The organism is Paenibacillus sepulcri, assembly GCF_042647105.1.
GTDB classification, from domain to species: Bacteria; Bacillota; Bacilli; order Paenibacillales; family Paenibacillaceae; genus Paenibacillus_Z; species Paenibacillus_Z sepulcri.
Window position 1 is genome coordinate 5,981,756 of sequence record NZ_JBHRUP010000001.1, and the last position, 18,557, is coordinate 6,000,312.

General features: G+C 44.2%; 22 protein-coding genes. 13 read left to right on the top strand and 9 right to left on the bottom strand.

What is annotated here, in order from left to right; genetic code table 11:
* The 4 genes from ACFOLF_RS26180 to ACFOLF_RS26195 all read left to right on the top strand — a co-directional run bounded on the left by ACFOLF_RS26180 (position 1) and on the right by ACFOLF_RS26195 (position 3,490).
* Complete coding sequence (locus ACFOLF_RS26180) at positions 1–762, top strand: ABC transporter ATP-binding protein (RefSeq protein WP_210044249.1); 762 nt, start codon at positions 1–3, stop codon at positions 760–762.
* Positions 762–1,529 (top strand): ABC transporter permease, encoded by a 768-nt coding sequence (locus tag ACFOLF_RS26185; RefSeq protein WP_210044251.1) that lies wholly within the window; start codon positions 762–764, stop codon positions 1,527–1,529. The genes ACFOLF_RS26180 and ACFOLF_RS26185 overlap by 1 nt, the downstream gene beginning before the upstream one ends.
* Positions 1,530–1,819: 290 nt before the next feature.
* Positions 1,820–3,043 carry a serine hydrolase domain-containing protein gene (locus ACFOLF_RS26190; protein WP_210044619.1) on the top strand — a complete coding sequence of 408 codons (1,224 nt, stop codon included), beginning with the start codon at positions 1,820–1,822 and terminating at the stop codon, positions 3,041–3,043.
* Positions 3,044–3,217: 174 nt separating this feature from the next.
* The gene (locus ACFOLF_RS26195; protein ID WP_210044260.1) at positions 3,218–3,490 is read left to right on the top strand and encodes a hypothetical protein; all 273 of its coding nucleotides are present in this window, start codon (positions 3,218–3,220) and stop codon (positions 3,488–3,490) included.
* An 18-nt stretch (positions 3,491–3,508) separates the two neighbouring features.
* Here the strand turns inward: ACFOLF_RS26195 and ACFOLF_RS26200 are convergent, their stop codons facing one another.
* The 5 genes from ACFOLF_RS26200 to ACFOLF_RS26220 form a co-directional block, all read right to left on the bottom strand.
* A complete protein-coding gene (locus tag ACFOLF_RS26200; RefSeq protein WP_210044262.1) occupies positions 3,509–3,715 on the bottom strand; it encodes a hypothetical protein in 207 nt (68 codons plus the stop codon).
* Between the two features lie 159 nt (positions 3,716–3,874).
* Positions 3,875–5,335 (bottom strand): ABC transporter substrate-binding protein, encoded by a 1,461-nt coding sequence (locus ACFOLF_RS26205; RefSeq protein WP_210044270.1) that lies wholly within the window; start codon positions 5,333–5,335, stop codon positions 3,875–3,877.
* Between the two features lie 36 nt (positions 5,336–5,371).
* Positions 5,372–6,271, bottom strand: a complete 900-nt coding sequence (locus ACFOLF_RS26210) for a sugar phosphate isomerase/epimerase family protein (RefSeq protein ID WP_210044272.1) — start codon at positions 6,269–6,271, stop codon at positions 5,372–5,374.
* Positions 6,272–6,275: 4 nt separating this feature from the next.
* The gene (locus tag ACFOLF_RS26215) at positions 6,276–7,178 is read right to left on the bottom strand and encodes a sugar phosphate isomerase/epimerase family protein (protein ID WP_210044274.1); all 903 of its coding nucleotides are present in this window, start codon (positions 7,176–7,178) and stop codon (positions 6,276–6,278) included.
* Positions 7,179–7,372: 194 nt separating this feature from the next.
* Positions 7,373–8,401, bottom strand: coding sequence for a LacI family DNA-binding transcriptional regulator (locus ACFOLF_RS26220; RefSeq protein ID WP_210044282.1), 1,029 nt, complete (start codon positions 8,399–8,401; stop codon positions 7,373–7,375).
* A 343-nt stretch (positions 8,402–8,744) separates the two neighbouring features.
* On the opposite strand from ACFOLF_RS26220, the gene ACFOLF_RS26225 reads away from it, so the two are divergent.
* From ACFOLF_RS26225 to ACFOLF_RS26235, 3 genes are read left to right on the top strand one after another with little or no spacing between them, the layout of a single operon-like run.
* Positions 8,745–9,686, top strand: a complete 942-nt coding sequence (locus ACFOLF_RS26225) for a carbohydrate ABC transporter permease (RefSeq protein WP_210044284.1) — start codon at positions 8,745–8,747, stop codon at positions 9,684–9,686.
* Entirely contained in the window at positions 9,683–10,513 is an 831-nt protein-coding gene (locus ACFOLF_RS26230) for a carbohydrate ABC transporter permease (RefSeq protein ID WP_210044286.1), read from the top strand. Before ACFOLF_RS26225 ends, ACFOLF_RS26230 begins: the two co-directional genes overlap by 4 nt.
* A gap of 48 nt (positions 10,514–10,561) precedes the next feature.
* Positions 10,562–11,737: an MFS transporter gene (locus tag ACFOLF_RS26235; protein ID WP_210044288.1), complete on the top strand. Its 1,176-nt coding sequence runs from the start codon at positions 10,562–10,564 to the stop codon at positions 11,735–11,737.
* Between the two features lie 187 nt (positions 11,738–11,924).
* Here ACFOLF_RS26235 and ACFOLF_RS26240 read toward each other — a convergent pair whose 3' ends face one another.
* Positions 11,925–12,203 carry a hypothetical protein gene (locus ACFOLF_RS26240; protein ID WP_379219551.1) on the bottom strand — a complete coding sequence of 93 codons (279 nt, stop codon included), beginning with the start codon at positions 12,201–12,203 and terminating at the stop codon, positions 11,925–11,927.
* On the bottom strand, positions 12,154–12,594 hold the full coding sequence (gene thpR, locus ACFOLF_RS26245) for an RNA 2',3'-cyclic phosphodiesterase (protein WP_379219553.1): 441 nt from the start codon (positions 12,592–12,594) through the stop codon (positions 12,154–12,156). Before thpR ends, ACFOLF_RS26240 begins: the two co-directional genes overlap by 50 nt.
* A 261-nt stretch (positions 12,595–12,855) precedes the next feature.
* On the opposite strand from thpR, the gene ACFOLF_RS26250 reads away from it, so the two are divergent.
* Genes ACFOLF_RS26250 through ACFOLF_RS26265 form a run of 4 tightly spaced genes read left to right on the top strand, consistent with a single transcriptional unit; the run spans position 12,856 to position 15,970 of the window.
* Positions 12,856–14,634, top strand: a complete 1,779-nt coding sequence (locus tag ACFOLF_RS26250) for a DUF5050 domain-containing protein (RefSeq protein WP_210044305.1) — start codon at positions 12,856–12,858, stop codon at positions 14,632–14,634.
* A 55-nt stretch (positions 14,635–14,689) separates the two neighbouring features.
* Positions 14,690–15,205 (top strand): GNAT family N-acetyltransferase, encoded by a 516-nt coding sequence (locus tag ACFOLF_RS26255; protein WP_210044307.1) that lies wholly within the window; start codon positions 14,690–14,692, stop codon positions 15,203–15,205.
* 37 nt (positions 15,206–15,242) lie between these two features.
* Positions 15,243–15,647 (top strand): hypothetical protein, encoded by a 405-nt coding sequence (locus ACFOLF_RS26260; protein ID WP_210044316.1) that lies wholly within the window; start codon positions 15,243–15,245, stop codon positions 15,645–15,647.
* 59 nt (positions 15,648–15,706) lie between these two features.
* Positions 15,707–15,970, top strand: coding sequence for an FAD-dependent thymidylate synthase (locus ACFOLF_RS26265; protein ID WP_379112998.1), 264 nt, complete (start codon positions 15,707–15,709; stop codon positions 15,968–15,970).
* A 112-nt stretch (positions 15,971–16,082) separates the two neighbouring features.
* Here ACFOLF_RS26265 and ACFOLF_RS26270 read toward each other — a convergent pair whose 3' ends face one another.
* Entirely contained in the window at positions 16,083–16,517 is a 435-nt protein-coding gene (locus ACFOLF_RS26270) for an SRPBCC family protein (protein WP_210044324.1), read from the bottom strand.
* 20 nt (positions 16,518–16,537) lie between these two features.
* Positions 16,538–17,350, bottom strand: coding sequence for an N-acyl homoserine lactonase family protein (locus ACFOLF_RS26275; RefSeq protein WP_210044325.1), 813 nt, complete (start codon positions 17,348–17,350; stop codon positions 16,538–16,540).
* 297 nt (positions 17,351–17,647) lie between these two features.
* Between ACFOLF_RS26275 and ACFOLF_RS26280 the strand changes: the two genes are divergently transcribed.
* Both ACFOLF_RS26280 and ACFOLF_RS26285 read left to right on the top strand, forming a co-directional pair.
* Positions 17,648–17,926 carry a class I SAM-dependent methyltransferase gene (locus tag ACFOLF_RS26280; protein ID WP_210044327.1) on the top strand — a complete coding sequence of 93 codons (279 nt, stop codon included), beginning with the start codon at positions 17,648–17,650 and terminating at the stop codon, positions 17,924–17,926.
* Positions 17,857–18,534 (top strand): class I SAM-dependent methyltransferase, encoded by a 678-nt coding sequence (locus ACFOLF_RS26285; RefSeq protein WP_210044329.1) that lies wholly within the window; start codon positions 17,857–17,859, stop codon positions 18,532–18,534. Before ACFOLF_RS26280 ends, ACFOLF_RS26285 begins: the two co-directional genes overlap by 70 nt.
* Positions 18,535–18,557: the final 23 nt, after the last annotated feature.

The following is an 18,557-nucleotide window of genomic DNA, read 5'->3' on the forward strand; positions in this document are numbered from 1 at the left end:
ATGCCAACCAAATCCATTCAAGTAAAAGGACTGCAAAAATCCTACAAGCAGCTTCAAGTCCTAAAGGGCGTAGATTTCGAGGTGGAAAAGGGTAGTATTTTCGCCCTCCTCGGCTCCAACGGGGCGGGCAAGACCACGGTTGTCAAAATCCTCACCACGCTGCTCAAGCCAGACAGCGGAACCGCCACCGTAAACGGATTCGATGTTGCGGCAAAACCCGACAATGTGCGGCAGGCAATCAGTCTGACCGGGCAATTTGCCGCCGTGGACGAAATGTTGACCGGACGGGAAAATCTCATCATGATTGCCAAGCTGCGATACCTCAAAAATCCGCGTCAGGTTGCGGACGACTTGCTTCACCGCTTCGGCTTGACAGACGCCGCCGACCGCAGGGCGTCTACGTATTCGGGCGGGATGCGCCGCAGGCTCGACATCGCCTTGAGCCTTGTGGGAAAACCGTCGATCATTTTCCTCGACGAGCCGACGACGGGGCTTGACCCCGAGGCGCGCATCGAGGTTTGGAAGATTGTCAAGGAGCTTGCCGGCGGCGGCACGACGGTCCTCCTGACCACGCAGTATTTGGAGGAAGCGGAGCAGCTTGCCGACCGAATTGCCATTCTGCACGAGGGCAGGATTATCGCCAGCGGCACGCTCTCGGAGCTTAAAAAGTTGTTCCCCTCCGCAAAGGTGGAGTATGTTGAAAAACAGCCGACATTGGAAGAGATATTCCTCTCCATCGTCGGCAAAAAGGAGGCGAAGTAATGGAGGCGTCAAAAAATCATTTCTTCACCGATATTAGCGTGATGCTCGGGCGTTCCATGCGCCATATTTTCCGCAGTATGGACACCATCATCACGGTCTGCATCACGCCGATTGCGATGATGCTGCTGTTCGTCTATGTGTTTGGCGGCGCCATCCAAACCGGAACGGATAACTATGTGAACTACCTGCTGCCCGGTATCCTGCTGATTGCGATTGCAAGCGGCATATCCTATACGGCTTACCGTCTGTTTTTGGATAAGCAGCGGGGCATCATCGAGCGGTTTCATACCATGCCGATTTCACGTTCCGCCTTGCTTTGGGGGCATGTGCTGACCTCGCTGGTATCCAATGCCATCTCGGTTGTCGTCATCATTCTCGTAGCGCTCATTATGGGCTTTCATTCGTCCGCCGGGATACTGTCATGGCTTGCAGTAGCTGGCATACTCGTATTGTTTACCTTGGCCTTAACCTGGGTCGCGGCGATTGCCGGGCTGACCGCAAAATCGGTGGAAGGCGCAACCGCCTTTTCCTACCCGATTATCTTCCTGCCGTTTATCAGCTCGGCGTTTGTGCCGACCGAGTCGATGCCGAGGGTCGTTCGCGCCTTTGCCGAAAACCAGCCGGTGACCTCGATCGTGGAAGCCATCCGTGCGCTGCTGTCAGGTCAGCCGGTGGGCAATGACATATGGGTCGCGCTTGCGTGGTGCGTCGGGATTTTGCTCGTAGCCTATTTCTTTGCAATGAGGGTGTATAAAAAGCGGGTGTGATAACGGTAACATTGAATTTGATGAAATCGAGAATAAACGTCTGACGAGCATATGGCTCTAAGCTAAGTGCGGGGACATATCTCGATTTTGATCACCCAGAACAGGAGGTGAGTTACCATGTGATTGCCAATAGTTATTCTCTTTGCTGCATCGAACACACCTTTTTTGACAAAGGGTTTTCCAGCATGAATAACGAATTAGTAGTTGAAAACAATAGGGCTGATAAAAAAGGAAGAGAGGGAAACCAAATGCAAAAGAGTACAACAGAAGATTTTAGTTCGTCGGAAAATATGAAGAATGTTGTTGGCTTCTCCGAAAAAGGGCTGCGCAGAATGCGAGAGGTGCTGGCACGGCATGTCGAGTCCGGGAAGATTCCCGGGCTGGTCGCCCTGGTCAGCCGGGGCGGTGAGACGCATGTCGAAGCGATCGGGACGATGCGCCATGATGGTGGCGCGCCGATGCGCCGGGACACGATCTTCCGAATGGCGTCAACGTCCAAGCCGGTCGCGGTCGCGGCGGCGATGATTTTGCTCGACGAGTGCCGGCTGCGGCTGGATGACCTGGTAGAGCAGTGGCTGCCTGAACTTGCCAATCGGCAGGTGCTCAAACGACCCGATAGTCCGCTGGACGATACTGTGCCAGCACGACGGCCGATTACCGTACGGGATCTGCTAACCTCCACGTTCGGGCTCGGCTTGGATTTTACGGCGCTGGGCACTCCGATTATGAACGCGTTTCTCGAGAAGAATCTCGCGCTCAATGTACCGCCGATGCCCGATCCGGATGAGTGGATGCGCCGCCTTGGCTCGCTTCCGCTGCAATACCAGCCCGGAGAACGCTGGCAATACAACGTCAGCAACGATCTACTCGGCGTGCTCGTTTCTAGAGTCACGGGCCAGTCGTATGGAACGTTCCTACGCGAACGTATCCTCGATCCGCTGGGCATGAAAGACACTGGTTTCTATGTGCCCGAAAGCAAGATCGACCGGCTGCCGCCCCTCTACGCCCCCGATCCGCAAACCAGAGAGTTCATCGTGTGGGACGAAGCCAAGGGGGGACTCCATAGCCAGCCTCCGGCGTTCGAGAGCGGCGGTGGCGGACTGTCCTCCACCGTCGACGACTATCACGCCTACTTCCGGATGCTGCTGAACAAAGGGATGCACGGGAGCAAACGGATCTTGTCCCGGGCCGCCGTCGAGCTAATGACCACCAACCGCCTAACGCCCGAGCAACAAGCCGTCCGAAACGAAATGGCCACCAACAACGTCCATATATCATTCGGCCAAGGGCAGCACGGTGGCTGGGGCATGGGGATGGCAGTGCGCACCTACCGCGGCGACTACGCGCCCATCGGCCAGTTCGGCTGGGACGGCGGAAGCGGCACCTCGACCTACGCCGACCCAGAAAATCAGCTCATCGGAATCCTGCTCACCCAACTTGGGTCGTCCGTCCCGGATCCGATGCATCTTATGCTCGACTTCTGGACCACGGTCTATCAGGCAATCGAAGACTAAAACCGAGATCGGCCCACATTAGCACCGACTCAACCTCTATGCTTGAACAAACCGCTATCAAACATCCCGAAGTAGTTAAAAAGATTCAAGATAGCTGGAGTCGGGCGTAAATCAAACTTGATCAACACATGGGACGATCAAACAGCCTTGCAAGTGAGTGGCAATTAATAGATAATGGGGGATATTGATATTGAATTTACAAACGATCCGCCCCAGCATGAAGCGTTTTCATTCAATAAAGCGTTTATGAGCCAAGAAAGACGTGATGCATTACAAGTCGGGGATGTTTGGCCGGCAGTACGTTTAAACACTGAAAAAAATAAGGTAATATTATTTCGGGAAAGAAAAAATGGCAATGTTGTCTACATTAACATTTTGTCTCGTGAGAATGAAGATGGAACACGCGAATGGTTTGTGGAAGGCCCTGCAGAAGAGTTAACAAAATAATATCAATCATTGGCACGTTTAGATGAAAAATAAAGCAAAAACCCACCGTAAGGAAGCCATATGCGGTGGGTTTTTGCTTGTTGCGAAACTTCCGGTACCGAACTCACGGTCGGGATATAATAAAATATTTTGATCCGACTTCTTCGCCGTCAAGCGCATAGAATCACCGTCAAGCTTCCATAAAAGTGTGACAGGTTCATCCAGTTTAAAATTAAATGTCTCCATTATAAACGCCCGCTCCTTTTGTGGTGTGAGATTGACACACAAGAACAAGCAGAGGAGGATCAAAATCAAAACCCCGAACAGATCACATTTAAGTGTGCTCTTCGGGGTTCAACGAAATAAAGAATACAGCTTAATTACCTTAGCAGAAATATTACATTCTTACGGATTAGCAGTATGCCAGTCCTGCAGCAATTGATTCGTTGAGGAATCAATATTCGAAATTGTCGTTGCCATATCCTGACTGCCGTTGCTGAATTTAATAATTTCATCTTGGATAAGCTGGTCCATATCAGTGAAAGAAGGTACCCATGGTTCTAAATATTTCGTGTAATTTTTAGAATGCTCCATAATGGTTTGGATAATATTAAATTGCGGGTTCTTTTCTAAAAATTGTTTCGTTCCTTCCAGTTCCATTGCTTGGTTATTCATTGGATAGTAACCAGTGCTCTTAAACCATTCTGCCGATACTTCAGGTGTAGCCAAATATTTCAAATAATCCCAGGCACCAAGAATGGAATCCTTGTTGCCGCGGTCAAAGAGATAAACGGCGGATCCGCCAACTCCTGTACCTGTAGTGCTGTTTTCATTCAGACGAGGCAATTCCGCTACCCCTACATCAAATAATCCGGCATCAATGATGTTTTTTGTTACACTCCCCATAGATGCAGTGGATGCTGGCATAATGGAATACAACCCGGATTGAAATCCTGCCATCGGAGAAGTATCCGTGTATTCTACACCGCCAGTAGCAAGAACCTTTTCCCATTCTGTTAACAAGGTTTCGAGTGTACCATCACTAGTCATCGAAAGTTCAGTTGGTGTATCTAAATGTCCATCTTCGTTATTGAAAATATATTTGTTCTCGCCTTGCATAGGAATCCATGTTCCGAGCAGGAAGAAACGCAATTTAATACCAATGCCGTAACGAGTAGTTTTATTATTCTCAACGACAGCCAGTTTATCTACCGCTGCAGCTAACTCTTCTAGTGTTGTCGGCGGTGATTTCGGATCTAAGCCCGCTTCTTTGAAGTGATCTTTATTGTAATAGATCATGATCGATGAGTTAGAGAATGGCAAGCCAAGCATCTTATCCTTATACATGGCATATTGCATTGCATTTTGATTCAAATCATTTAAGTTAATCCCTTCAGAATCTTGCTCGATAAAATCTTGAACAGGTACAATATATTCGGAATTTTTTACATCAAAAATCCCTTTAGAGCTTAGCTGCATAATATCCGGCAGTTCCTCTTGAGAATCGGATTGCAGGATCGCCGCTAATTTGGTAGATGCTTCATCATAAGTACCTTGGAAGGTAGGCGTAATCGTGATTCCTTTTTCTTTGCCGACCGACTCATTGTACTCTTTTGCAGTTTTCTCAATCATTTCTGCAGCCTCACCCGTCATCGAATGCCAAAAGATAACTTCTGTAGGCTTACTTGGTAAAAAATTTCCATCTGTTGGAACGACCGATGAGGTTGCTTCTCCCGTAGCTGCGGCATTAGTTGGGGTCGTCGCATTAGTGTTACTAGATGAGCTTGTAGAAGCTCCTGACGTGCATCCCGCAATTAAAGAGAGAACTAATGCAATGCCAAAAACTTTAGATAACCATTTATTCATGTCTGATTAAGCTCCTTGTATATAAGATTTTTAACATTATAATTTAGCTGCATGGGCATGAAATCTGTCGACACAATATTTGCCGATTTGATAAGCATAGCTTGCCGATATATCTTTCAAAGCTTCAGGCATTTGCTTTGTTAAACCATAAATTTCATAAGTAAAATCGCCTGAATAGCCAATGCTCCATAATGCATCTATAGCCTCTTCCCAGTTAACAGTCCCCATAAAAGGTGTAAAGTGTTGATCAGATATTGCCGTGTTATCATTAACATGAAGAGCAACTAAGCGACTGCCTAAAACCTTTACCGGACGAGATAAGTCTCGATACATACGATGCCCATGACCAAAATCCCAACATACACCAATTCGCTTATCGTTAAAAGAATCTGCTAATGCTGCTAATTCTTCGGCACGGGCAGAAAATTTACGGTGTTCCGGATATTCAATCATATTTTCAAATGCAATACCAACACCATTTTTAAGAGCCAGTTCAATCGAATCAGCGTAAAACTGATGGTTAAATTGTATACTTGCTTCCTCGTCAAATTCCGTTTCCTCACATTGAGTAAATGGATGAACAACACCCCATGAAACACCCAGCATACTGCTTGCAAGAACACTTCGTTCCATGTGTTTTACGTATAAAAGTCGTTGTTCTTCATTTTTCCAAGTCGGCATATATCCTGGGTTGTAAGGCAAATGGGATTGTGAGAACGTCACACCGAGTCGTTCCGCTTCATTCCGGATCATATAAATTTCATTTTGCCAATCCTCTTCCCACAGCTCTGTTCGGGTGAAGAAAAATTCGACAAAACTAAAATCCAAAACTTTAAATCCAGCCTGTCTGCAGCGCCTAACAGATTCGATATACGGTGTATGCATACGTCCGTTGCGGCCTTTTCCAAACAAGTTTGTAGATGTCACTAATCTCATAAGATTACTTGACCTCTCCGGATTTAGGGGCATTACCCAGAGAAAGTAAATACTCCCCAACTTTGTAACAAAATTCAGCAGTCACATTTTTAAGTTCATCCGGCATGTAATTGTTCGTTTTGATCTCATAAACGAAATCGCCCTTATACCCAATCTCTGTAAGCAGCGACATAATCGTTTCCCAATCGATATTCCCTAAGAAAGGCAATAAATGGTCATCTGTCAAACCATAATTATCATCGACATGAAGAGCAATGATTCTTTCACCTAGAAGACGAAGCGGGCGAACTTGGCTTTTATACATGCGGTTTGCATGTCCAATATCCCAACAAACACCTACGTGTGAATCGTTAAAAGAGTCAACTAATGTAATGAGCTCCTCTGCGATTGAACCAAAGCGCCGTTTGATATTTGTATCCACCATATTTTCAAATGCGATATTTACATTCCGTTTTACAGCTTCTTCTACTATAGAATCGTAGAATTGATGGTTCAAATTTAAGTTTGCTTCTTCATTATGCTCTTCAAACACCTGCTCTGTTAAAGGATGAACAACAGCAGCTTTTACACCTAACTCATGGCTTACGATCAGAGAGCGCCAAGTGATCTCATTAAAGAATGCTTCTTCCTCGGAACCTGCCGGGAACAATTTATTTCCGGGCAAATAAGGTAAATGTGATTGAGAGAATTCAACACCCAAATTTTGTGCGGCAATTTTGATTTTTTCAAGCTCGGCTTCCCAATTGGAGCCATTTAATTCGGTTTTATTATGGATCATTGCGCACATATTGAAATCCAGCACAGAGAAGCCTGTATCTTTGCATCTTTGGATAGATTCAATATAGCTGATGTGATCATCGGCGCCTCTTTTTTCTCGAAATAGACTTGTCATTGTTGCTAAACGCATGGTTTTCTCCTCCACTATCTTTAGAATTGTTTAATTGTTCTTCACTTGAACATGTGAAAAAAGAAAGAATACCGCAGCGGGATAAAAATAGTTATCGAAGTTTTATCGTCATAGCATTGGATTTATAATTACGAGTCGTACACGCGTTTTGGACGGGTAACATCACCACCTCCTTAAAAGAATTCTATTTATTTTTAAATTAAGGATCTGACGGAGTTTCGCAAAATAAATGAGGGCTCGATAATTAATGTTACTTCTTGTGCATTTTGCTTTTTGATACGGTTAATCATCGTCATGCATGCCATTTCACCCAGTTGTATTTTATGTCCATCAATTACGGTTAAAGAAAAGGGAGCATGTGTTGAAAGCAGCGATTCTTCATAACTAATAATTGAAATATCTTTAGGTACAGAAATTCCCTGCTCGTATAAAAAAAGAATGATTCCTGCAGTAATTCCGTCACTGCCGCCAAAAATGGCAGTTGGCTTAATTCCATCATTCCACAATTGTTTCAACGTTTGATATCCACCCAACCCCGTATACGGCGAATGCATGAAATAAATTTGCTCCATGCTAATGCCTAGTTCGGCAACAGCTGCCGCAAAGCCATTTTGTTTGTCTTGAGAAATCGAACTATGTGCTGGCCCGCTTATAAATGCTATTTGCTTATGTCCTTGCTCCAACAAATATTTTGCTCCTAAATAACCAACTTTGTTGGCGTTAACAGAAACAGAATCAACCCCTTCTTGATGACGTCCTATAATGACGACATGAATCCCTTGCTTAAGGACCAGATTAATAAAGGCATCGTCATATAATCCACCAATTAAAAATACACCGTCTACACGTTTGTTTTTAATTAAATCAGGCAGTTTTGCGTGGCCCGATACTGAAAAGCGTTCAGTAAGCAAGCTGTAATCTGTATTTCTTAAACAAGCGTTGATTCCGTAGGTAACATCATAAAGTAAGGTTTCGGGTACGGAGTCCATAGCATAAGGAAGAGAGGTCTCATCTGAAGTCAAGAAGATCAGCCCCAATGTTTTCGTTCGACTTGTTGTCAATGCCCTTGCAGCCATATTAGGCACATAGCCCAGGTCATTAATCGTTTGCCATACTTTATGTCTCGTTTCTAATTTCACCTTATCACTTTCGTTAATGACTAGTGAAACTGTACTTTTTGAGACCCCGGCAACTTTTGCGATATCTAAAATGGTTACACTCATCCTCAAGCTCCTTTTATTAGAACGTTCCAAAAACTGTTTTTATCGTAAGGGATGACGATGGAATATTCAAATTAAGATATTGTGTAGATCGAATCGAATTTTTATGAGAAGCATCTCTTAAATATTAAGTATTTATTGATTCGTTGACACCGAATAAAAGCATCCTGTATATTGAATCCCATCGGAGCGGGGTTTATCACGTGCATTGGATTTTATTTACGATGTGTATCTTGTCAGGAGTTTGCGAGCTTAAATTTCGGGAGGATCATTACTCTAAAGAATTGGAACCTTCCAATTTTTCGGGTGATTATGAAGTCAATAACTAGCTGGAGGAAGTTTTTATATGACGTCTTTTACGAGTGCTACTAAGAAAACGAACACCTTTCCATCACTGGCGCAGCTGGCAAGACGAAGAAAAAGAATTCAGACCCTTAAAGCTTATTTATTTTTGGCTCCAATAATCCCGTTTATATTAGCATTTGACTACTTTCCGTTTATTCGGACCTTTATTTATAGTCTATCTACGGTTAATTCACGAGGTGAGATTGTCGATTTTGTTGGATTGCAAAATTACATTAATATTTTAAGCCGTAAGGATTTTGTGAATTCAATTCTCGTTACTTTAAAATTTACGGCCATGTATGTTCCGCTTGCTATTATTTGTCCCTTATTACTAGCGTTGATTGCTTCACAGAAAAAACCTTTTTCTAACGTCTATCAGCTCTTGTATTCCATTCCAATGGCTGTATCCATGGCGGCAACCTGTTTAATATTTGAACACCTTTTGACTCGCAATGGGTTGTTAAATTATATTTTGAATTTATTGGGAGTCGCGAGCGACATCAATTGGTTAGGTGATTCTACATGGGCACTTCCGTCACTCGTGTTGATTTCAGTCTGGACGATGATGGGCTTTGACTTCATGCTGCTGCTTGCTGCTGTTCGTAATGTTCCGCAAGACTTAAGTGAATCGGCCGTTATCGATGGTGCCGGCTATTGGACAAAAACGTTAAAAATAACGATTCCAATGATTACTCCAACGTTGTTTTATGTCGTTTGTACGCAGATTATTGTAGGGTTGACAACCGTAGGACCCGTTATGATCCTTACCCAAGGAAATCCGCTTGGTCATACCTCTACATTAATTTATTATGTGTATACGTCAGGATTCCGCAGTCTGAATTATACGATTGGCAGTACAGCGAGTATTTGTGCATTTTTGCTTACACTTGTGTTTTTGCTTATTAACTTTTTATATGAAAAAAGAGGGGTTGTTTACGAATGAGAATGCAACGATCATGGAAAACCTCTCTGAACACTGTATTAAGCTTACTTCTTGGATTAATTGTGGCATTCCCATTGTTTTATGCTATCCTCGCGGGATTTAAAACCGAAGGGGAATTCGGGTCTTTTCCTCCAACCGTATTGCCGGATAGCTTCTCCTATCTAGAAAATTTTAAAGAAGTCCTTTTTAATACGATGATTCCCAGATTCATGTTGAATTCATTTATGATTGCGCTAATCGTGACCTTAGTCCGCTTACTGATATCGACCTTAGCCGCATATGCACTAGCGTTTATTAATTTTCCAGGTCGTAAATTTATGTTTGTTTTCATTCTTGGAACGATGATGATTCCTTCTGAAGCTTTGCTTATTTCGAATTTTATTACGGTTAGTAAATTACATCTGTTGAATAGCTATTTAGGAATCATGATTGTATTCTTTGTGAGTGCTGGACAAGTATTTATGTTTAGACAAGGTTTTAAGACCATATCCGGAACGTTAAGAGAAGCTGCTTTCTTGGATGGCTGCGGTGATTTCAAATTTTATGCAAGCATTTGTATACCCGTATCTGTTCCTGTTATTATTTCATTAGGGCTGTCCTCCTTTGTAGGTGTATGGAACTCTTATTTGTGGCCGTTGCTTGTCACTACCAAAGAAGAAATGAGGACCGTACAGGTTGGAATTACCTTATTATCTGCGCATGAAGGCAGCAACAATACACTTGTATTTGCGGGCATTGCCATTATATTGATTCCATCCGTTATCTTTTTTATGATTTTTCAACGCAATATGATTGGTGGTATTTTCAACGGCTCCATAAAAGGTTAACTGGCACCGTTCCATCGTACAAACTAGCTGAAGAGAGAGATGACATATGTGCATGGCAGCAGACTTTGGACAAAAAATTTCATAGCCATTTGCTTTAGCAGTTTTTTTATTTATATAACCGTCTATATGCTCAACACTACGCTCCCGACTTTTGTAAAGGAAGTCTTGCACGGCAATCAACAACAAATGGGCTTGGTCATTACACTTTGGTCGGTGGGTGTTATCGCATTTCGTTTATTTTCCGGTCGGTGGATCGAAATGATTGGCTTGAAAAAAACGGCAATTATTTCTTTTTTGTTATTTTTTCTAGCTGTTGCAATTTATTTAGGAGCGTATGGTATTTTATTTCTACTAATAGTACGTTTGATACACGGCGGCAGCTTTGCCGTCGCTGCTACTGCTACAAGTACCTTAGCTGCTGATCTGATTCCAGATTCTCAAAAAGGAGAAGGCATTGGGTACTTTAGTATGTTCATGAGCATTGCCATGGTCATTGGTCCAGCAATTGGAGCCTATGTGATACATGGATATGATAATAGCCAGGCCCTTTTTATCGTTAGCTTGATTTTATCTGGTCTATCCCTGATATGCTTAGTATTTGTTCGGCATTCTCAACAAACTTCTGTAAGACTAATAACGAATGAAAAAAAGTCCTGGCGTAATTTAATAGAGAGAAAAGTTCTTCCCATTTCATTCGTAGGATTTTTGCTGTCATTTTCCTATAGCTCGTTAACTTCATTTATCTTTTCTTATACAATGGAAATGAATTTAAGCCGCTTCTCGGGTCTGTTTTTTGTTATTTTTGCACTCATCATTATTGTTTCAAGACCACTTGTCGGTATAGCTTTAGATAAATGGCGAGAGCATTTTATCGTGTATCCGGGGACGATCATCTTTGTAATCGGGGTGATATTGCTAAGTAAATCAGAAACTGGATTTCTGTTATTACTTTCAGCAGCGATTATTGGATTTGGTTATGGAGCACTATTTCCATGCTTTCAGTTATTAGCTATTCAGGCTGTGGCCCTTGAACGTCGAAACATTGCCATTTCAACCTTTTTTTTGTTCTTTGATCTGGGCTTTGGCATTGGATCATTTGTACTTGGATGGATTGCAAGCAAGACAAGTTATCAAAGTATGTATCTTGTTGCAGCAATCGCCGGCTTAGCGTGTAGTGCTGTTTATTTTGCAGTGCATCATCCGTTTCTTAAGAGAGATAAATGAGAAAGTTTGAAATGTGCCACTTTATCAAGAACGAACCAGTTAAGCCCGATATCGACTTTATTAAATAATAGAAGTCCCATGCTTCACATCATGATTGTGCTGGTGCATCCACTATGGAAGAAGGAAGAGCCATGAGGAATCAATTCCTCACGGCTCTTTTTGCTCATTCCTATTCACTTCTATAAGGTCAGCGTAAAGCAAAGCGGGCTGCCGCTTCATACATCTGACGCTGATGCATATGGGTGCGGTACAGTACGATTTCATCGACCTGCCAACTTAGAGGATCTTTAACATTGTCATAAGCCTGCGGCTGCGTACTGTCATCGGAGTTGTGACCGGGTCCGTTGGCAAGCAGGTCGCTCGAATGGTCGGCCCGAAGGAGCTCCGGCGGGCTGAACTCATCCTTGCCTGTATATTTACGGGCGATGGTGAGATGGGGGCTGTAGGGGCGTTTTTTCCGCTGCAAAGCCGAGCGGCGCCGTTGCTTCGACGATCATGCGCTGAAGGCTGTGCAGCTGCTCGAGTTCGCCGCCGATTCCTGCCCAAAGCACACTTGGCTGCCCGGGTCTGCCGAAGGTTCTCGTATCCCGGAGCGATAAGGTGAATGGCTGGATTCTGCCCGAGCCGGCTGCGGACGCCAGGGCTGCCTTCAGTTCAGGGATCAGGACCGGAGCCGTATCGCCCAGAAATTGCAGCGTCACATGCAGGTCTGCCTCGTCTGTCCACTTGCGAAAGGGAAATGATGTACGGATATCTCTCGTCCATGCGCCGATCAATCGTTTCAGTGAATCCGGCAGCGGTACGGCTATAAACAGCCGCTGAGATTCCTTGGTTGGAGCGGTTGTCGGGGTGGTCATCTGGTTCTTCCTCCTTCACGAACAAGTCCGGTCTCATCCTTATTTTAACCTAGCCGGCTTTAAAGCAGACACTATATTGCATGTACAACCTGTTAGCATAGGTTATCATGGTGTGCTGGGTATACAGAAGGAGATGGGAATAGGGGGATGGTCCCGGTACGACACTTCTGAATGTCTGGACCGAAACATTTACGGTATGGTTGCGTCTTATGACTTGTAAGTAAATGGATTAAGCAGGATTTGGGAGAAGGAGGAATGTTTATGAAAAATTTTATAATGGCCATGTTAATAGGCATATGGTTTGTCAGCGGTTCTCTAACAACTTATGCGGCGGCTGAAGAGGGGGACAAAAAACCGTTAAACGAAGTTTTCGACCAGATTGTGATCGTTCCGTTCGATTATCAGAATAAAGTCTTTGCAAATGGACAAAAAACAGACTTCTATCAAGATTATCAAATCGTGCAGAGAGACGGACATATCCTGGTACCCATTCGATTGATGAGTGATCTGGCAACTCAAGCCAGCCAGTATAGCAGCATGTGGGAAGCGGTTTGGCAGCCTCAAAATCCGAATGACGTGCTCTTGAAGAATTCCAACTTAAACAAGATCATCAAATTTACGGTAAACAGCAAAACGATGCTGGTCAATAACCTGCCCCATGCCATCGACATCGCGCCGCAAAAAATAAACGGGAGAATCGTACTGCCTTTAAGGAGCGCGGCCGAGGCACTGGACAAAAAAATCGATTGGCTGGACGGTCTGGTCCTGATCGGCGACGAAAACGTAGATTTGCAGAACCCGCAGACGCTGGCTATCAAGGATCGGATCAAAGCCGAGTTGACCGATACCCGCAAACGGGTCGATTACACGCAAACCGTTTACCCTATTACGAAGTACGGAAACTCTGTTTACTATTTCAAGCGCAGTTATACAAACAACAGTGAAATACAAGCGTTGTACAAGAAAGCAGACGGACAGAAAGAGGTTCAAGTCCGAATACAGGGAAATGCCATATTTGACTTTGCGAACGTGATCGATGACGAGCTCTATTACATATCCATGGTTAATAACAAGGCCGAGCTGGATGCATTCAATTTGGCCGAAAATAAATCAAGGAAAATCTGTGCAGTCGAGCAGTGGAGGCCAGGGGACGGATGGCTGGTGAGTATTGAGAAAATCGACAATGAATTGTATGTCAACCTGCATTCCGGGGATTTGACGATGGGAAGCGAGGCGTTGTATAAGGTCGATCATGGCGCTCTGAAAAGCGTTGCAGGTGCAAAAAGCTTTATCCGCTTTATAAAAGAAGGTGACTATATATACCAAACGGATTTCGCGCCAATGAACGGCGGAGCCGATAATTTAAATCGGGTCGATACGAAGACGGGAGAAGCTTCATCTATAGGAGAACCGGGGTTTGCCTACGGAATCAACCGGAAGATAGACGACCGGGGCATCAGTTTTGGGACCAGCCATGCCATGTATATTAAAGACGGTTACCTGTATACGTTGGGCTATAAAGAAAGCGATCCTAAAGACGTAAGCTCGGTGTACAAAATCAATTTGGCCGACGGGACCCAGGTCAAGCTAAGCTCTCCGGCAAATGAATTCTGGATGGTGGACAACCGGATTTATTATTCCGACTCAAGCACAGGCTATTTGGGAAGGGTCGACTTGAATGGAAACAATGATCAGATTCTGGTTAAAAGAAAACTGATGCGGGCGCAGTTCTTTAACGGGAGTCTCTACTACACTGCAAGTGAGAATACGAAAGACAGCTCCGGTCTGGGAGAATTATACCGATATGATACCGCGAATGGGCGGGAAGTCAAACTAAGCGATAAATCGGTCAGTTCGTACTATGCGGGGAGTGCCGGCGTTTATTATCTGTCCAATGGCTATGACTTGGGATTATACAAAATTGATGCAGCCGGCCGCAATGTTCGTCTGGTTAAGGACACCATAAATTCTGCGGTATTAACGGATGAGGGGATAGTTTATACGATGGCTTATAAGGAGGGGATATATTCGGCGAAGTAGCATATCGTACGAAATCGCTATTCGTGTAAAATAAGCGGCATTGGGGGAATGTTGAATGAATACTCGCATCCAAATCAGACAAATGAAAAATGAAGATATTGGCATGGTTTTCCAAACACTTGAACACCATAATATCGGGAAACCAATGGACTATATAAAAAGGTGCTGGGAAGAGAATAAATCTGGGGAGCGGATCACACTTGTTGCTTTATATGATCAGAGTTTCACTGGATGGCTGCATCTTCTGTCCCAATCAAATTATCCGTATTTCGCAGACAAAGGGATTCCGGAGATCAATAATCTGGATGTTATTCCCTCTCAACGCCGACAAGGCATCGGCAACGCATTAATGGATGCGATCGAACAAATTGCCTTCGATAAATATGGTATTGTCGGAATCGGAGTTGGACTCTATTATGATTACGGTAATGCACAGCGGCTTTATGCAAAGCGGGGATACATCCCTGATGGAAGAGGAATGTTTTACGAAGGCCGACAGGTGGAGCCGGGTAGTTTTGTTCGAGTCGGACACGATCTGGCCCTGTATTTGACAAAAGATCGAACGATTTAATGAGCGTGAAATTGAGTGTGAGTCCATCCTGTAAGGGATGGACTTTATTACAATTGTTCTGCCGCGGCAGAGAAGTGGAAGTGGTTTTAATATTAAGCGTAATTTTGCTCAACCAATTGAAAATGTAATGGGGATAAATCCTTGGTTTATTCTATTAGCAATGTCAGGACTAAGTATTACGATGGGGGCATTCGGAATATCCGGTATTAACGGTTGGCTTTCTGTTTTAAGAGGGACAGCAACTGTGCAAATGGCTGAAGTTCAGCAGCAGGAATGTACTCCTCTTTATAGAATATTTCGTATTAGTCAAAGGAGGATCTATAATATGTCGTTGATAAAAGTTCTTAATGAGGGTTATGTACGGAACCCATCTTCTATATTCCAAAATCGGACCAATGGAGATCAAAGCCTGAGAACTCCAAACAAGGTAGTGGAGACATAATCTCATGGGAACTTGGTGATAAACATACACGGGAATTGATAGAATATATTTAGCTTGGTATAAAGAAATATGAAGAAGCTATAGCTGATGGTATTTGTGCTGAACAAGCTCGATTGTTTCTGCCCTCATATTGGATGTACGTCCGTTGGTATTGGACAGCCTCTGTACAATCGGTTGCTCATTTTTTAGCACAACGATTAGAACATGATGCTCAACAAGAAATTCAGGACTATGCAAAAGCAATTTTAGAGCTAATTCGTCCGATTTACCCAACATCGCTGGAACAGCTAGTCTCTAATGAAAAAGAAGAAACATTGAACTAACAGATAATTGAACAGAGCAGGTCACAACGGTGGTCTGCTTTTTCATTGGAACATACACGCTAGGGTAGCTCCTGTTGGCGGAGACACTCTCATTCAAAAGTATACGCCCGACTCATTCCATGATACTAATCTCCATAATGTTTTTTAATACAAGCAGATTATTCTTTACTTCAGTTTGTATATGCCCCTTTAAAAGCTTAAGCAGCACACCGCTAATACCGTTCGGCTTCATTGTCGCATAATTGGCCAGCAACGTTTTATTTCCCAGTTGCTTGAGTTCATATTTCATTTCATAAGAAAATCTGCCTCCGGTCGCTTGAAATTGCAGAAATTTGTTTTTTTGAGCCTTAATGATAGTTATCGTTTCTATTTCTACATGTTGACCTAAATTCCTTACTAACCTGTAGGTATCCTTGTGATCTTCTACCGCCTCGACACGAATAACTGCATAATTCCAAATTGAAAAGTTCTCCATTTTACTCAGATAGTCATAAATTTGATCCACACTGCTATCCATGATAATTTCATTGCTAAATGAAATTTCCAACGCTGACTCCTCCTTGTTTTTCAAGTTATTATTTTAGGCGCAATCTCGGGATCGTGATTGACGATGACCATTCTGCAATCGTCCCGTTTGGAAAACTCGCCCAGCCACGTTAGAGATTTATCCGCTTCTTCCATGCTTGTCGTCACACCTGGCAGTATATGTTGTTCCCACGATTTTCTGGCATATCCGACATCGCTGCCAAGCAAGACCCAGCCATCATCGGTTTTGACAAGTAAAGAGACCATGCCTGCACTATGTCCTGGTGTCAGTATGAGGTAGATCGAACCATCCCCGAACAAATCCAAACCTTTCTTGTAGGGACCGTGAGGAATAGATTTCATATCGAACTTTTCCATGTTTACACCTTCCCACATGGATTTAATATAGTTGCGATCTTTTAGCGCCGCTTTCCACTCCAAATCCGAAACAATAATGCGTTTTGCACCGTTAACATGTTTAATTCCGCTGACATGGTCGGAATGCAGATGAGTCATAATGACAAGATCAAGATCCTTATCCGTATACCCCAAACGCTGCAGCTGTTCTCTTATGGATTGTCCTGGAGGCAATACTCCAGAGATCATAGTGCTTGTCAAGAAGCCGAGATGTTTGCGCACGTTCACGCGCATATCTTCATGCCAGCCGGCATCGACCAATAGGAGTCCCTTCGGGTGCTCAATCAAATAGGCAGAAACGGGGACCCACATTCTCCAGCTATTGGGACGCAGCCAACCCGAGAATGGCAAGGGGTGAAGTGTTTTCTCCTTAAACGGCAAAGCGCGATCGACATTGACGCTTCCAGTGTGCAGTACGTGAATTTTAGTTTGGCTCATGTTTTTTTCTCCTTATAATTAAATGATGTGTCATCTATATTCCGATAATAAGTGATACATCATCTATTTGTCAAGGAAAATTCTGCACGGTAACGCCCACGATCGATTCAGATTGGGGAAATTGCATCCCTCTTTCTATTAAATTACGGGGCAGTATAGGTGTAATCTGGTAAAATATGATTGAGGAATGGAGTCATCGATTGTAGGAATCCATATAGATGCTGATCTAGAAACTGTACGACTGGGCTGTGATAATAGTCCGTTGCTAATGATGAGTAACATATAAGGAGGAATATAATGAACTGGAAGAATGACTATAAAATATTGCGCAAGTCATTTGAACAGTCCGCAAGCCTTTATCAGCAGGCGCGTCCGGATTACCCGGAAGAATTGTTCGATGATTTGATTCATGCGGCGGATTTGCATCCAGGCGATCGTTTGTTGGAAGTGGGTTGTGCTACAGGAAAGGCTACTCTTCCGTTAGCCAAGCGCGGATTTAAAATTACATGCGTAGACTTGGCGCTGAACTCGCTGCAGCTGCCCGTCAAAACCTTGTCGGAATGGACGTTGACATAATCACGGGAAGTATCGAGGACTGGCAACCAGAGACGGAGAAAGGGTTTGATCTGGTATTCGCTGCAACCGCTTGGAAGTGGGTTGATCCCGAAGTTCGATACCTCAAGGCATGGCAAATCCTTCGTCCAGGCGGACATCTGGCATTTTGGAACGCAGATCACGTTTTTCGAGACGGTGGGGACCCATTCTTCCGTGAAATTCAAGCCGTTTACTATGAGATCGGCGAGGGTAAATCGGTAGACAACAACGAATGGCCGCGGCCAGGCGAGCTGCGCGAGCAAAGAGATGAGATTGAGAAAAGCGGGCTGTTTGAGGTGGTTCACGTTCGACACTTCGATTGGGAGCGCATTTATCATGTTGATGAGTACATTAAACTACTCGAAACTTTCTCCGGACACATACTTATGGAGGAATGGAAACGCGATAAGCTCTTCAACGAAATCCGAGTTCGCCTTAATAGCCGTCCAGAAAAGTCGGTTCACCGCCACTGGGGCGCTGTTCTCCATGTCGCCCGCCGAAAGGATTGGGCGTTTGTGAAAGAGTTGGAACGAAAAGCGTTGCATTGGTACAAAGCGGGCAAGGAACATGCAGCTGACGAAGCGCGATAGCACAATGCCGGTCTGCAGCGCGG

Coding starts and splice junctions, on each gene's coding strand:
- ACFOLF_RS26180 (WP_210044249.1), top strand. CDS start 1: ATGCCAACCAAATCCATTCAAGTAAAAGGACTGCAAAAATCCTACAAG.
- ACFOLF_RS26185 (WP_210044251.1), top strand. CDS start 762: ATGGAGGCGTCAAAAAATCATTTCTTCACCGATATTAGCGTGATGCTC.
- ACFOLF_RS26190 (WP_210044619.1), top strand. CDS start 1,820: ATGAAGAATGTTGTTGGCTTCTCCGAAAAAGGGCTGCGCAGAATGCGA.
- ACFOLF_RS26195 (WP_210044260.1), top strand. CDS start 3,218: ATGGGGGATATTGATATTGAATTTACAAACGATCCGCCCCAGCATGAA.
- ACFOLF_RS26200 (WP_210044262.1), bottom strand. CDS start 3,715: ATGGAGACATTTAATTTTAAACTGGATGAACCTGTCACACTTTTATGG.
- ACFOLF_RS26205 (WP_210044270.1), bottom strand. CDS start 5,335: ATGAATAAATGGTTATCTAAAGTTTTTGGCATTGCATTAGTTCTCTCT.
- ACFOLF_RS26210 (WP_210044272.1), bottom strand. CDS start 6,271: ATGAGATTAGTGACATCTACAAACTTGTTTGGAAAAGGCCGCAACGGA.
- ACFOLF_RS26215 (WP_210044274.1), bottom strand. CDS start 7,178: ATGCGTTTAGCAACAATGACAAGTCTATTTCGAGAAAAAAGAGGCGCC.
- ACFOLF_RS26220 (WP_210044282.1), bottom strand. CDS start 8,401: ATGAGTGTAACCATTTTAGATATCGCAAAAGTTGCCGGGGTCTCAAAA.
- ACFOLF_RS26225 (WP_210044284.1), top strand. CDS start 8,745: ATGACGTCTTTTACGAGTGCTACTAAGAAAACGAACACCTTTCCATCA.
- ACFOLF_RS26230 (WP_210044286.1), top strand. CDS start 9,683: ATGAGAATGCAACGATCATGGAAAACCTCTCTGAACACTGTATTAAGC.
- thpR (WP_379219553.1), bottom strand. CDS start 12,594: ATGACCACCCCGACAACCGCTCCAACCAAGGAATCTCAGCGGCTGTTT.
- ACFOLF_RS26250 (WP_210044305.1), top strand. CDS start 12,856: ATGAAAAATTTTATAATGGCCATGTTAATAGGCATATGGTTTGTCAGC.
- ACFOLF_RS26255 (WP_210044307.1), top strand. CDS start 14,690: ATGAATACTCGCATCCAAATCAGACAAATGAAAAATGAAGATATTGGC.
- ACFOLF_RS26260 (WP_210044316.1), top strand. CDS start 15,243: ATGGACTTTATTACAATTGTTCTGCCGCGGCAGAGAAGTGGAAGTGGT.
- ACFOLF_RS26275 (WP_210044325.1), bottom strand. CDS start 17,350: ATGAGCCAAACTAAAATTCACGTACTGCACACTGGAAGCGTCAATGTC.
- ACFOLF_RS26280 (WP_210044327.1), top strand. CDS start 17,648: ATGAACTGGAAGAATGACTATAAAATATTGCGCAAGTCATTTGAACAG.
- ACFOLF_RS26285 (WP_210044329.1), top strand. CDS start 17,857: ATGCGTAGACTTGGCGCTGAACTCGCTGCAGCTGCCCGTCAAAACCTT.